Source organism: Nocardia sp. NPDC051981, from assembly GCF_040680715.1.
Taxonomy (GTDB): domain Bacteria; phylum Actinomycetota; class Actinomycetes; order Mycobacteriales; family Mycobacteriaceae; genus Nocardia.
In genome coordinates this window covers 181,686-194,649 of sequence record NZ_JBFAXK010000006.1, presented here as the reverse complement: position 1 = coordinate 194,649, position 12,964 = coordinate 181,686, and the positions used below count along the sequence as shown (strand labels likewise).

Genomic DNA, 12,964 nt, shown 5'->3' with positions numbered 1-12,964 from the left:
GGTTCCGGCGCGTCAGTTCGCGGTTTCGCCCAGGTCCAGGTCTTCCAGGCCGACCAGGTCGTGGCCCATCCGATCCCGCTTGGTGCGCAGATACCGCAGATTGTGCTTGTTGGCGCGCACGGGCATCGCCACCCGCTCGCTGATGCTCAGGCCGTAGCCCTCGATCCCGGCACGCTTGTCGGGATTGTTGGTGAGCAGCCGCATCGAGGTGATGCCCAGGTCAGCGAGGATCTGGGCGCCGATGCCGTAGTCGCGCGCGTCGGCGGGCAGGCCCAGGTCCAGGTTGGCGTCCACGGTGTCGGCGCCGCCGTCCTGCAGCTGGTAGGCCTGCAGCTTGTGCAGCAGCCCGATGCCGCGGCCCTCGTGGCCGCGCATGTAGAGCAGCACGCCGCGGCCCTGCTGGGCGATCATCTCCATGGCGGCGTCCAGCTGCGGGCCGCAGTCGCAGCGCAGCGAGCCGAACGCGTCGCCGGTGAGGCACTCGGAGTGCACGCGCACCAGCACGTCCGTGCCGTCGCCGATATCGCCCATGACCAGGGCCACGTGCTCGGCGTCGTCGTATTCGCTCTCGTAGCCGATCGCCAGGAAGTCGCCGAACTCGGTGGGCAGCTTGGCCTCGGCCACCTGCTTGACGTGCTTCTCGTTGCGGCGGCGCCAGGCGATCATGTCGGCGATGGAGATGAGCGCCAGATCGTGCTCGTCGGCGAAGATGCGCAGCTCCTCGGTGCGCGCCATATCGCCCTCGTTCTTCTGGCTGACGATCTCGCAGATGACGCCGGCGGGGCTGAGCCCGGCCATCCGGGCCAGATCCACGGCGGCCTCGGTGTGGCCGGGCCGGCGTAGCACGCCACCGTCCTTGGCGCGCAACGGAACCACGTGGCCCGGGCGGGTCAGATCGTCGGACTTGGCGTTGCGGTCGGCCAGCACGCGCATGGTGGTGGCGCGGTCGGCGGCCGAGATGCCGGTGGTGATGCCCTCGCGCGCGTCGACGGAGACGGTGTAGGCGGTGCCGTGCTTGTCCTGGTTGACCGCGTACATCGGTGGCAGGCCCAGGCGATCGCAGTCGTCCCCGGTGAGCGGCACACAGATGTAACCGGAGGTGTAGCGGATCATGAAGGCCACCAGCTCGGGTGTCGCCTTCTCCGCCGCGAAGATGAGGTCGCCCTCGTTCTCCCGGCCCTCGTCGTCGACGACGACAACCGCCTTACCGGCGGCGATGTCGGCGACTGCGCGCTCGATGGTGTCGAACCTGGTCACGTCTGTTGTGCTCCATCTCGAATTAGGTGCCTCACTACACTAGGGCACTGTCCAATTTGCGCCGCCTCCGGCGTCGCGGGTTCGCGGCCCTGGAGGTCTCGTTCTTCCCTCCTCCGCTCCTCCAAGGCGCAGGTCTATGGAGCCGTTCGCTCCCCCGCTCCCAAGCGCGGGGAGGCGGAGCGCAGTCCAGAACGAGCGCTCCGCCTCCCCGCGCTTGGGCCGCGACCTTGGACGTCAGCCGCGCTGTACGAGCCGTTCGACGTACTTGGCGATGATGTCGACTTCGAGATTCACGGTGGTGCCGACCGGGGCCGTGCCGAGGGTGGTGAGCTCGCGGGTGGTGGGGATGAGCGACACCTCGAACCAGTCCTTGGCGCCGTCGGCGAAGGCGTCCTCGGCCAGGCCGATGCCCGAGACGGTCAGCGAGATGCCGTCCACGGTGATCGAGCCCTTCTCCACCACGTAGCGAGCGATGCTGTCGGGCAGGGAGATTCGCACGACCTCCCAGTTCTCGTACGGGGTGCGGGAGACGATGGTGCCGGTGCCGTCGACGTGACCCTGCACGATGTGCCCGCCCAGGCGGCTGTCCACGGCCGCCGCGCGCTCGAGGTTGACGCGGGAGCCCACGGTCAGGCCGCCGATGCTGGAGCGGTCCAGGGTCTCGGCCATGACGTCGACGGTGAAGGTGTCGCCCTCGATCTTCCGGTCGACCACGGTGAGGCAGACGCCGTTGACGGCGATCGAATCACCGTGTCCCGCATCGGAGGTCACCAGCGGGCCGCGAATGGTCAGCCGCGCCGAATCGTCCAGCTGCTCGGTGGCGAGGATCTCGCCCAGCTCCTCGACGATGCCTGTGAACATGCGTACCTCTCCCTGATCGCGTGTGCGTGCTCCGCTCGAGCCAACAGCCGGTGCGGTACGCGGTATTCCCCGCGTGGACGGCCGTCCCCTTCAGCCTAACGACGCGGGGTCGTAGGCGACATGCGGCCTCGTTCACTGGAGCGTTGGATACCGGTGGATGGACGAAATCGGGCGTAAGCCAATGTGCGATCGGATAATTGTGTTCATGGGCGCGATCGCCAATATTGAAACGCCGGGATTTACCGATACTTTGAATGGCCTGACCTGGCCCAACGTAGAGTGGTACCCAATTCACGACTCGCTCAACCCAGAATCTTGCGCGGCAGCGAGAATGGTCGCAAGATTGTTATGCAGCTGATTCCCACAGTTCAACTTCTCCGCGAGCAGTTCAGTGCAGAACGGTCACCGCGTCCACGGCCGGTCCTGGCCGTGACGATCATGGCAAGCAGAACCGAAGGAAGGTTGGACCCCGCGCGGGTCGGATTCAGGTGGCAGACAACACAATCGGCACAGTTGGGGGTGCGGCGTGACCATGCTTCTCGATTCGACACTCGAAGTTCGCTGCGTACAGTACCGACGCGATCTTCACCTGCCGGCATCGATCGACCCGACGTCACGGCACATCCTCTTGGAGATAGGCACTCGTTACGGGGCCATCACCATGCCCGCCGACCTCGGCGAACGCGTCCAGCAGCAGCTGGCGCAGGCCGATCTGGCCGGCCCGGTCGTGCACCATCCCCGGGCACGGCGATGGACCTTCATCACCGGCCCCGCCCGGCCGGAATCCCTCACCAAATCGGTGGCCGCCGCCCTGTTCCGGCTCTACGCCACCGTCGCGTGCCCGGGAGCGCAGGTCGTGCTCCCGTCCGCCGACGACGAGCGGACGGGATACCGCACCTGGGTGCACTCCCCCGATTCCAGCGACACGGTTCCGCCGCTGGAATCGGTGATCGAAGTGCTGCTACAGCACTGAGCATGCGCTACTGCGCGGACGCCGCCTCGACCGCGATCACCTTCTGCCGCAAGATTTCCACGGTCGCGGCCGGGTCCGGGGTGCCGTACACCGCGGAGCCCGCCACGAAGCAGTCGATGCCGGCCTCGGCAGCCTGCTCGATGGTATCCATATTGATGCCGCCGTCGATCTCCACGACCAGGCGCAGCTCGCCGGCGTCGACCAGGCGGCGCACCTGCCGGGCCTTGTCGAGCACGTGCGCGATGAAAGACTGTCCACCGAAACCGGGTTCGACGCTCATCACCAGCAGGGTGTCGAAGTCGCGCAGGATCTCGAGGTAGGGCTCGATCGGGGTGTTCGGCTTGACCGAGAGCCCGGCCTTGGCGCCCGCGGCGCGGATGTCACGCGCCACCGCGATCGGGTTGTCGGTGGCCTCGGCATGAAAGGTGACGTTGTAGGCGCCGGCCTCGGCGTAGCCCGGGGCCCAGCGCTCCGGGTTCTCGATCATGAGGTGGCAGTCCATCGGAATGTCGGTCACCTTCAACAGGCTTTCCACCACCGGCAGACCCAGCGTCAGATTCGGGACGAAGTGGTTGTCCATCACATCGACGTGCACCCAGTCGGCGCCCTCGATCGCTTGCAGTTCGGCCGCGAGATTCGCGAAGTCGGCGGACAGGATGGACGGGGCGATCATCGGAGCGGGCCGCTGGAAGGGGGAGGAAGAGGTGCACACGGGCCGCAGTCTATCGGCAGCCCCCCAAGGCCCCCACGTCAACGGGAATGGCTGATTGCCGCGCACCGGAATGGGTAGCCTCTACAGAGTGATCAACATTTCGGCGGAACAAGGGTTGCGCAGTACACCGGTCGAGATCGGTGTCGCCGCGTCCGTCTCCCAGTTGCCCATCGTGCGCGGACTCGCCGAAACACTGGTGCTGCTCAGCGATTTCACCCTGGACGAGGTGGCCGATATCCGGCTGGCCGTCGACGAGGCGGCCTCCACGCTGATCGCCGTCGCCGCGCCGGGCACCACGCTGCAGTGCGTGTTCACCGTCGGCGACTCGGATCTGATCGTGCGGGTGAGCGGCATCGCCGGGGCCGAGGGGCTACCGGACCAGCGCAGCTTCGGCTGGCACGTGCTGCGGACGCTGTCCGACGAGGTCACCGCCACCCAGGAACCCTTCGATCCGGCGATCTCCGGATACCCGACGGCGGTGGAGTTCCGGCGGGTCCGGGGGAAGGCGTAGTGACCGACGGAGACAACGTGTTCGCAGCATCCGCCGAGGCGCCGGGACCCGAGGAACCGCGCGACGACCGGGAAACGGACGAGACCGAGGACACCGCCGAGGAGACGGTCGACGCCGACGAGGCCGAGGAGGTCGCGCGCAGCGTCTCCGGCTACGACGATGTCACCACGCTGTTCGAGGAACTGGCCGCCGCCGCACCGGAATCCGGGCGGCGCGCCGCACTGCGCACCGAACTGATCAACCGCTGCATTCCGCTCGCCGATCACATCGCCCGCAAATTCAGCGGCCGCGGTGAGCCTTTCGACGACCTCACCCAGGTCGCGCGAGTGGGGCTGGTGCACGCGGTGGACCGCTTCGACATCTCCCGCGGCTCCAACTTCCTGTCGTTCGCGGTGCCCACCATCATGGGCGAGGTCCGCCGCTACTTCCGCGACAACACCTGGGCCATGCGGGTGCCGCGCCGCGTCAAGGAAACCCACCTGCGCATCGGCTCCGCCATCGACGCCCTCTCTCAGCAACTGGGCCGCTCCCCCACCGCCAAGGAGATCGCGGCCGCCCTCGAGATCGACGCCGACGAGGTGACCCAGGCGGTCATCGCCGGAAACGCCTACCAACCCAGCAGCATCGACGCCGTCTCCGCCGGCCGCGACACCGAGGCCTCGCTCCTCGACACTCTCGGCGAGGAAGAATCCCAGTTCGACCGCGTCGAGGAGTATGTGGCCATCCGGCCCCTGCTGGCCGGGCTCCCAGAACGCGAACGCCGCATCCTCACCATGCGTTTCTTCGAATCCATGACCCAGACCCAGATCGCCCAGCAGATGGGCATCTCGCAGATGCACGTCTCCCGGATCCTCTCGAAAACCCTTGCCCGCCTGCGGGAACAGTCCGCCCGCGAGTGACTCCGGCGGGGCCGGGGCCCCGGCGCGCGCCCAGCATGGGTAGATTGCGGTCGGGTCATGATCGCCTCGGCCGGACGCAAAGGGGTCGGTGTTGTCACAGCAACTGCCGTTCGATTCGCTGTATCGGCACGGGTTCGCGCGGGTCGCGGTCGCCGTGCCACCGGTGCGGGTCGCCGATCCGGGCTTCAACGCCGAACAGACCCTGCTGCTGGCCCGGCGCGCCGCGGCCGAGCACGCGGCGCTGACGATCTTCCCCGAACTCGGGCTGTCCAGCTACACCGCCGACGACCTGTTCCATCAGGACGCGCTGGACGCCGCGGTCGGACTGGCGCTCGAGCGCGTGGTCGAGGAGAGCACCGCCATCGAGACGGTGCTGGTGGTGGGCGCGCCGGTGCGGGCGCAGGGCCGGCTGTTCAACTGCGGCATCGTGATTCACCGGGGCCGGGTGCTGGGCGCCGCGCCCAAGAGCTACCTGCCCAACTATCGGGAGTTCTACGAGAAGCGTCAGTTCGCGGCCGCGCGGGAGGCCCTCGACGACCAGGTGGTGATCGCCGGGCAGCGGGTGCCGTTCGGGGCCGATCTGCTGTTCGCCGCGAGCAACCTGCCGGATTTCGTGTTCCATCTCGAGATCTGCGAGGACGGCTGGGTACCGTTGCCGCCCAGCGGTTTCGCCGCCCTGGCCGGGGCCAGTGTGCTGGTGAATCTGTCGGCCAGCAATATCGTCATCGGCAAGGCCGACTACCGGCGCGAACTGTGCGCCTCACATTCGGCGCGGTATCTCGCCGCGTACGTGTATTCGGCTGCCGGGCACGGTGAGTCGACCACCGACATGGCCTGGGACGGACAGGCGCTGGTGTGCGAGAACGGCAATGTGCTGGCGGAGGGCGAGCGGTTCGCCGGACACCCGCAGGTGGTCACCGCCGATATCGATCTGCGGCGGCTGGCCGCGGACCGGCTGCGCACCACCAGCTTCGCCGACACCGTGCACGATCATCGGGAGCGGCTGCAACGGTTCCGGCGCATCGACGTCGAGCTGCCCGTGCCCGCCGGGACCGTCGCGCTGCGGCGCGAGATCCCGCGCTTCCCCTATGTTCCCGCCGATCCGGCCCGTCGCAACGAGCGCTGCGCCGAGGTGCATCACATCCAGGTGGAGGGACTGAGCACACGGCTGACCGCCACCGGATCACAGCGGGTGGTGATCGGGGTGTCCGGCGGCCTGGACTCCACGGTGGCGCTCATCGTGGCCGCCAAGACCATGGACCGGCTGGGACTGCCGCGCTCGAATGTCCTGGCGTACACCATGCCCGGCTTCGCCACCAGCACCCGCACCCTCGAGAACGCGCGGCGGCTCATGCGGGCGGTCGGGGCGACGGCACACGAGATCGACATCCGGCCATCGGCCACGCAGATGCTGCGAGACCTGAAGCACCCTGCCGCCGAAGGGGTTCCGCAGTACGACGTCACCTATGAGAACGTGCAGGCGGGCGAGCGCACCTCACACCTGTTCCGGCTCGCCAATCTGCACAATGCCCTGGTCGTCGGCACCGGCGACCTCAGTGAGCTCGCGCTGGGCTGGTGCACCTTCGGCGTCGGCGACCACATGGCCCACTACAGCGTGAACGCCTCGGTCCCCAAGACATTGATCAAATACCTGGTGGCCTGGACGATCGACACCGGCGAGCTGGGGCCCGAGGCGGGTGAGGTCCTGGCCTCCATTCTCGCCACCGAGATCTCCCCCGAACTCATTCCTGCCGACGGCGACGCTCCGCCGCAGAGCTCCGAGGCCACCGTCGGCCCCTACGAACTCCAGGACTTCCACCTCTACCACCTGCTGCGCTTCGGCGACCTGCCGAGCCGCATCGCCTACCTGTCCCACCATGTCTGGTCCGACCGCACCCGCGGCGGCTGGCCCGACCTCGTCCCCGCCGACCAGCGCCACGAATACGACCTGCCCGCCATCAAACACTGGCTGGCCGAATTCCTGCGCCGTTTCATTCAGACCAGCCAGTTCAAACGCTCCACCCTCCCGAATGCGCCCAAGGTCGGCTCGGGCGGATCCCTGTCCCCACGCGGTGATTGGCGCGCGCCGAGTGATGCCTCGGCCGCCGCCTGGCTCGACGAACTCGACCGCAACGTCCCCGGCTGACGACCGCCGCGAATCGACCCGTGCGAGTCGGACCCTATTGCGGCTGAAGCGGTTTGCGCAGGGCGGCCAGGAACATGGCGTCGGTGCCGTGGCGGTGGGGCCACAGCTGGGCGCCGGGGCCGTCGCCGAGTTCCGGGACGCCCGGGAGCAGCTCGCGGGTGTCGAGCTGTTCCGCACCTGTGCGGCGGACCATATCGGCCACCACGGAGACCGTTTCCGGGAGGTGCGGAGAGCAGGTCGAGTAGACCACGACACCGCCGGGGCGGACCAGATCCCATGCGGCGGTGAGGAGTTCGCGCTGCAGGGTGACCAGGTCGCGGACGTCGGAGGGCTGGCGGCGCCAGCGGGCCTCCGGGCGGCGGCGCAGGGCGCCCAGGCCGGTACAGGGGGCGTCGACGAGGATGCGGTCGAAGCCCGGAGTCAGCCCGCTGTCGCGGCCGTCGGCGACATGAACGTCCACGGGCATGCCGCGGGTCGCCTGGCGGACCAGGTCGGCGCGGTGCTCGGCGGGTTCGACGGCATCGACGCGGAAGCCGTCGATATCAGCGATCGCGGCCAGCAGCGCGGTCTTTCCGCCCGGCCCGGCACACAGGTCGAGCCAGCGGCCGGCGTCGGGGCCCTCGAGGGGCGCGCGGGTGACGGCCAGGGCGACCAGCTGGCTGCCCTCGTCCTGGACGGCGGCCATGCCCTCGCGGACCGGCTCCAGCTTCGCCGGGTCACCGCCCTCGAGGTACACCGCGTACGGCGACCAGCGGCCTTCCTCGCCGCCGGTGACCAGGGCCAGTTCCTCGGCGGTGATATCGCCGGGGCGCGCCACCAGGTGCACGGCGGGCCGTGCGTCGTCGGCCGCCAGCACGTCGGCCAGCTCACCGGCCCGCGCGCCCAGGGCGTCCGCGAAGGCCTGCGCGATCCAGACCGGATGCGCGTACTCGAATGCCAAGTGCCCCAGCGGATCCCGCGGCGCGAGCCGTTCCACCCACTCCTCGGGAGTGTGTTCGGCCACCCGCCGCAGCACCGCGTTCACGAACCCGGCCCGCCCCTGCCCGTACTCCGCTCGCACCAGCGCGACGGAGGTGTCGACCGCCGCGTGCGCGCCGATCCGGGTGCGCAGCAGCTGATAGGTCCCCAGCCGCAACGCATCCAGGAGGGGTCCGTCGATCTCCTCGACACCTCGCCCCGCGCACTCCGCGATCACCGCGTCCAGCAGCCCCTGCGAGCGTGAGGCCCCATAGGTCAACTCGGTGGCCAGCGCCGCATCACGCCCACTGATATGCCGCTCCCGCAACAGTCCGGGCAGCACCAGATTCGCGTAGGCATCCCGTTCCCGCACGGCCCGCAGCACATCCCGCGCCACCATCCGCACCGGATCGGCCCCGGCCCGCTCGGCCCGCCGGGCCGCGGCACTGCTCATGCCGGCCTTCGAGTCCGCCGCGGTCCGCTTCGGCCCCCGGCCTTGCCCCGCGGTCCTTTCGCGATCGAACGAGCCACTCCGGCCGCCCGCGCGGTCACCGCCGAACGACTCACCGCGGCCAGCGCGATCGCCCTGCTTGCTACCACGGCCCTCGTGACCGCCGGCGGCGTCCCCGCCACGGCTGCCGCTGAAGGAACGCCCGCTCGTGGACCCGGTGCGGTCACGCCCGGGACTCCGCCCATCGCCGTCGCGAGGCCCACGATCCGACCGGTTCGCCCCGGAGTCCCGGTCCCCTTCCGAGAATCCGCCGCGCCGGTCGTCGCTCCTCCGACTGCCGACCGCCGAATCGCGGCCTCGGCCCGTGCCCGACCCATACCCGTCGCGCCCGCGAAGTCCGCCACCCGACCGGTTCGAGCCCGAATTGCGGTCTCCCACAGGGCGTTCACCTTTGCCGAAGCCTGCGCGCCGCTGATCCCCGCCGTCGGTCCCGCGTGATCCGGAGGATCGTGCCGCACCCGAATCGCCTGCCGCCCCGCCGGAGCGGCGGAAGCCGCGACGCTGTTCACCCTCACCGGATTGCGTGCCGCCCCGCGAGTTCGCGGCGCGTGCATCACCGGTTCGGTATCCCGATGCGCGGCGCTGATCCTCCTGGGATCGGTCGCTCGCCCGCGAAGTGCCCGAATCCCCGGCGGATGCGGAGCGGCGGAAACCGCGGCGCTGGTCGCCGTCGCCGGACTGCGGGCGACCGCCGGTGCGCGAATCGCGGTCGCGGCCTTCGCCGTCCGGGCGGGTCACTCGACCACCGTACCGGGCTCGAGGCGGGCGCCGCGGGCCCAGTCCAGGGCGGGCATCATGCGTTTGCCCTGGGGCTGGACCTGAGTGAGGCGGACCGCGGTGCTCGCGGTGCCGAGGTAGACGCCGGTCTTGCGGATGTCGATGGTGCCGACCGGGAGTGTCTCCTCCACCATTTCGACGGGGCCGAGTTTGAGGCGTTTGCCGTCGATTTCGGTCCAGGCGCCGGGCGCGGGAGTGACCGCGCGAATCCGGCGGTCGATGGCGAGGGCGGGCTGGCTCCAGCGGATGCGGCCGGCCTCAGGATCCACCTTGGGGGCGTAGGAGATACCGTCCAGGGGCTGCGGAATCGCGTGCACGGTGCCGTCTTCCACGGCGTCGAGGGTGGATTCCAGCAGGACCGAACCGCTGTCGGCGAGCCGCTCCAGCAGCGATCCCGCGGTGTCGGCGACGGCGATGCGCTCGGTCATGGTGCCGAAGACCGGGCCGGTATCGAGGCCCTTCTCGATGCGGAAGGTCGACGCGCCGGTGTACTCGTCACCGGCGAGGATGGCGGCCTGCACCGGTGCGGCGCCGCGCCAGGCGGGTAACAGCGAGAAGTGCAGGTTGATCCAGCCGTGCCGGGGGATGTCGAGCACCGGCTCGGGCAGCAGCGCGCCGTAGGCCACCACCGGGCAGCAGTCGGGCGCCAAAGCCGTGAGCTGCTCGATGAATTCGGGCTCCGACGGCCGCTTGGGCGTGAACACGGGAATCCCGTGCTCGTCGGCCAGCCGCCCGATGGGCGAGCGGGTGATCTTGCGGCCGCGTCCGGCCACCGCGTCCGGCCGGGTCACCACCCCGACCACCTCGTGCCTGGAGGATTCGATGAGCCGCCGCAGCGACGGCACCGCCGGTTCGGGGGTTCCCGCGAAGACCAGACGCATATCAACGACTCCGTTCCCGGTCACCGGCCGCCGCGCGACGCCGGCCGCCGATCTCGGACGCCGGCAGCACCGTGACTCCCTGTGTGAACCAACCGGATTCCCGGATGGTACGCATGGCCTCCTTGCGCGCGGCCGACTCCAGCCGCTGCAGGAACAGCACCCCGTCGAGATGGTCGGTCTCGTGCTGCACGCAGCGCGCCAGCAGCCCCTCGGCCCGGAACTCGACCGGCTTGCCGTCCATGTCGACACCGCGGGCCAGCACGGTCAGCGGGCGCGTCACGTCGAAGCGCACGCCCGGAATCGACAGGCAGCCCTCCGGTCCGGTCTGGGTCTCGTCGCCGATCACCTCGAAGACCGGGTTGATCAGATGCCCCTGCGCGTCGCCGGTGTCGTAGACGAATACCCGCAGCCCGACCCCGATCTGCGGGGCCGCCATGCCGACGCCCCCGCTCTCGTACATGGTGTCGATGAGGTCGGTCACCAGCTGGCGCACCTCCCGGTCGAACGTCTCGACCTCCGCCGCGCGGGCGCGCAGGATCGGATCGCCGAACAGGCGGACAGGCTGGATGGTCACGGGCAGCTCCCGATAGCGAACGAATACGGTCGTCTCATTTTACGGACGCCCGTGACCACCCTGATCAGGAATGCGCCGCCAACACGACATCGCTGATGCCGGTGCCCAGTGCGACCGGCACGCAGGCCGGTGTCACGGGGTGCGCGGAATCGAGCAGATTGACCACCAGCCGCTGCACGAACGGGTCGTACACCAGGTGGAAATGCCCGGTCAGGTCCTCCGCGCACTGCTCCTGCAGCACGATATTGGTGGCGCCCGCGCCATGCAGCGCGATGTTGGTGTTGGGCTGGATCATTTCATCGACGCGGCTGCCGATCGTCGTGTATTTCACACCGGGCACCGTGTCGCCGCCCGCGTTCAGGTCCCTGATGAACGGCGATCCGGCCGCCTGTTGAATGGCGGCGGTGGAGGATCCCATCTCCACGAGCTTGTAGATGCCCGGCACCGCGTCGGCGATCGGCACCAGCCCGTACATGATCCCGCCGTAGCTGGGCGAGGCCAGGCCGATCCACTGGCCGACCTTCGGCGCGCCGCCGAGCTTGTTGATCCAGTACCGGGTCACGCTGGCGCCCTGCGAGAATCCGACCAGATCCACCTGGGTGGCCCCGGTCGCGGCGAGCACCTGATCGACGAAGGTGCCGATCTGCGCGGAGCTGGCCCACACGTCCTCGGTGCCGTAGGTGTCCTTGCCGGGTTTGCCGCCATAGTTGAGGGCGAATACGCAGATCCCGGCCTGGGCCAGCAGTGGGCTGATGCCCGACCAGTCGGAGTAGGCCGAGGAGTCGGTGCCGTGTGCGAGCACCACCGGGCGCGGATGCTCCGCGGTCGGTTTGCAGCCGAAGTCGTTGGCGCCCTGGGGCGCCGCGTCCGGATGCTCCTTGAGATAGCGGGCCGCCGCCAGATGTTCGGTCTGCGGCGGCCCCTGTTGCGCCGGTACCTGAAGTACCGGAGTCACGGCCGGTTCGGCCTGTGCGTACATCCCCGTCGGTGTGGCGGCCGTACCGATCACGGCGGCCGCCAGCGCCATCACCCCCACCGGTGCCACGCGGCGCAGTGCGCGGGTCCGGCTCCTCCGTTGTCCCATGTCACAAGATCGCATGGGGCGCTTCTGTCCCATGTCACGATCTTCGTCGGAATCAGCCCGAATGTTCCAGCGGGAAGCAGGGTTTCGAGGCCATTACTTTTCGGGTGTGTCGTCCTCGGCGAGGATCCGGTAGAGGGAGCGGCGCGCCTCGGTGAGCACCTCCGCCGCCTTGGCCGCCTGCTCCTGCGTGCCGACCGCGGCCACCTGGGCGACCGCGCCCATCAGCTGGCCGACCAGTCCGCGCAGGTCCAGGGCCTGATCGCCGACGCCGTCCTTGACGTCCTGCCAGGGATCGCCCAGCTCGGCGCGGTTGGCCTCGACGTACTCGACACCGGATTCGGTGAGCTTGGCCGTCTTTCGACCCGACACCTTCTCGATCAGCACCAGCCCCTCGTCCTCGAGCTGCGCGAGCGCGGGGTAGATGGAGCCCGGGCTGGGACGCCAGACATCCTGGCTGCGTTCGCGGATCTGCTGGATCAGCTCGTAGCCGTGCATGGGCCGCTCCTGCAGCAGTAGGAGGATGGCCGCGCGGACATCGCCGCGCCGGCCGCGCCCGCCCCGGCCGCGACCGCGGCCGAAATGCGGACCGGGTCCGAAGCCGGGACCGAAGTCCGGGCCGAAACCACGGCCGTGGCCGTGGCGGTGCGGGCCGAAGTCGCCGCGCGGGCCACGCGGGCCGCCGCGACGCATCCGCGGGTGTTCCGGGCCCTGCTGCTCCTCGGCGCGCAGTCGCCGCCAGGGGCCGCGGCCCCGTTCGATGTTGTCCATGTGTTCCATGGTCGTGCCTCCTTCAAGGCTCGTCGTTGTGTTCGTTGCTATCG

Annotated in this window: 13 protein-coding genes; 5 read left to right on the top strand and 8 right to left on the bottom strand. The window is 69.5% G+C overall.

Features of this window, described 5'->3' with window-relative positions:
• Positions 1–12: 12 nt before the first annotated feature.
• On the bottom strand, positions 13–1,257 hold the full coding sequence (locus AB0L60_RS14205) for a bifunctional 3,4-dihydroxy-2-butanone-4-phosphate synthase/GTP cyclohydrolase II (RefSeq protein WP_364612549.1): 1,245 nt from the start codon (positions 1,255–1,257) through the stop codon (positions 13–15).
• 234 nt (positions 1,258–1,491) lie between these two features.
• Positions 1,492–2,118: a riboflavin synthase gene (locus AB0L60_RS14200; protein WP_364612546.1), complete on the bottom strand. Its 627-nt coding sequence runs from the start codon at positions 2,116–2,118 to the stop codon at positions 1,492–1,494.
• Between the two features lie 205 nt (positions 2,119–2,323).
• On the opposite strand from AB0L60_RS14200, the gene AB0L60_RS14195 reads away from it, so the two are divergent.
• Positions 2,324–2,476 (top strand): hypothetical protein, encoded by a 153-nt coding sequence (locus AB0L60_RS14195; RefSeq protein ID WP_364612543.1) that lies wholly within the window; start codon positions 2,324–2,326, stop codon positions 2,474–2,476.
• A 270-nt stretch (positions 2,477–2,746) separates the two neighbouring features.
• A complete protein-coding gene (locus AB0L60_RS14190) occupies positions 2,747–3,091 on the top strand; it encodes a hypothetical protein (protein WP_364612539.1) in 345 nt (114 codons plus the stop codon).
• 7 nt (positions 3,092–3,098) lie between these two features.
• Here the strand turns inward: AB0L60_RS14190 and rpe are convergent, their stop codons facing one another.
• Entirely contained in the window at positions 3,099–3,764 is a 666-nt protein-coding gene (rpe, locus tag AB0L60_RS14185; RefSeq protein WP_364613105.1) for a ribulose-phosphate 3-epimerase, read from the bottom strand.
• Between the two features lie 127 nt (positions 3,765–3,891).
• Between rpe and AB0L60_RS14180 the strand changes: the two genes are divergently transcribed.
• The 3 genes from AB0L60_RS14180 to AB0L60_RS14170 all read left to right on the top strand — a co-directional run bounded on the left by AB0L60_RS14180 (position 3,892) and on the right by AB0L60_RS14170 (position 7,359).
• Positions 3,892–4,314 carry an anti-sigma factor gene (locus tag AB0L60_RS14180; protein ID WP_364612536.1) on the top strand — a complete coding sequence of 141 codons (423 nt, stop codon included), beginning with the start codon at positions 3,892–3,894 and terminating at the stop codon, positions 4,312–4,314.
• A 17-nt stretch (positions 4,315–4,331) separates the two neighbouring features.
• Entirely contained in the window at positions 4,332–5,213 is an 882-nt protein-coding gene (locus AB0L60_RS14175) for a SigB/SigF/SigG family RNA polymerase sigma factor (protein ID WP_364612533.1), read from the top strand.
• 88 nt (positions 5,214–5,301) lie between these two features.
• Positions 5,302–7,359, top strand: coding sequence for an NAD(+) synthase (locus AB0L60_RS14170; protein WP_364612530.1), 2,058 nt, complete (start codon positions 5,302–5,304; stop codon positions 7,357–7,359).
• Positions 7,360–7,393: 34 nt separating this feature from the next.
• Here the strand turns inward: AB0L60_RS14170 and AB0L60_RS14165 are convergent, their stop codons facing one another.
• The 5 genes from AB0L60_RS14165 to AB0L60_RS14145 all read right to left on the bottom strand — a co-directional run bounded on the left by AB0L60_RS14165 (position 7,394) and on the right by AB0L60_RS14145 (position 12,833).
• A complete protein-coding gene (locus AB0L60_RS14165; RefSeq protein WP_364612527.1) occupies positions 7,394–8,770 on the bottom strand; it encodes a transcription antitermination factor NusB in 1,377 nt (458 codons plus the stop codon).
• 791 nt (positions 8,771–9,561) lie between these two features.
• Positions 9,562–10,485: a methionyl-tRNA formyltransferase gene (gene fmt / locus AB0L60_RS14160; RefSeq protein ID WP_364612524.1), complete on the bottom strand. Its 924-nt coding sequence runs from the start codon at positions 10,483–10,485 to the stop codon at positions 9,562–9,564.
• 1 nt (position 10,486) lies between these two features.
• On the bottom strand, positions 10,487–11,059 hold the full coding sequence (gene def, locus AB0L60_RS14155; RefSeq protein ID WP_364612521.1) for a peptide deformylase: 573 nt from the start codon (positions 11,057–11,059) through the stop codon (positions 10,487–10,489).
• Positions 11,060–11,123: 64 nt separating this feature from the next.
• Positions 11,124–12,038, bottom strand: coding sequence for an alpha/beta fold hydrolase (locus AB0L60_RS14150; RefSeq protein WP_364613102.1), 915 nt, complete (start codon positions 12,036–12,038; stop codon positions 11,124–11,126).
• A 198-nt stretch (positions 12,039–12,236) separates the two neighbouring features.
• Positions 12,237–12,833 (bottom strand): PadR family transcriptional regulator, encoded by a 597-nt coding sequence (locus tag AB0L60_RS14145; RefSeq protein ID WP_364613099.1) that lies wholly within the window; start codon positions 12,831–12,833, stop codon positions 12,237–12,239.
• Positions 12,834–12,964: the final 131 nt, after the last annotated feature.

Coding starts and splice junctions, on each gene's coding strand:
- AB0L60_RS14200 (WP_364612546.1), bottom strand. CDS start 2,118: ATGTTCACAGGCATCGTCGAGGAGCTGGGCGAGATCCTCGCCACCGAG.
- AB0L60_RS14165 (WP_364612527.1), bottom strand. CDS start 8,770: ATGAGCAGTGCCGCGGCCCGGCGGGCCGAGCGGGCCGGGGCCGATCCG.
- AB0L60_RS14145 (WP_364613099.1), bottom strand. CDS start 12,833: ATGCGTCGCGGCGGCCCGCGTGGCCCGCGCGGCGACTTCGGCCCGCAC.
- AB0L60_RS14195 (WP_364612543.1), top strand. CDS start 2,324: ATGGGCGCGATCGCCAATATTGAAACGCCGGGATTTACCGATACTTTG.
- AB0L60_RS14150 (WP_364613102.1), bottom strand. CDS start 12,038: ATGTACGCACAGGCCGAACCGGCCGTGACTCCGGTACTTCAGGTACCG.
- rpe (WP_364613105.1), bottom strand. CDS start 3,764: ATGATCGCCCCGTCCATCCTGTCCGCCGACTTCGCGAATCTCGCGGCC.
- fmt (WP_364612524.1), bottom strand. CDS start 10,485: ATGCGTCTGGTCTTCGCGGGAACCCCCGAACCGGCGGTGCCGTCGCTG.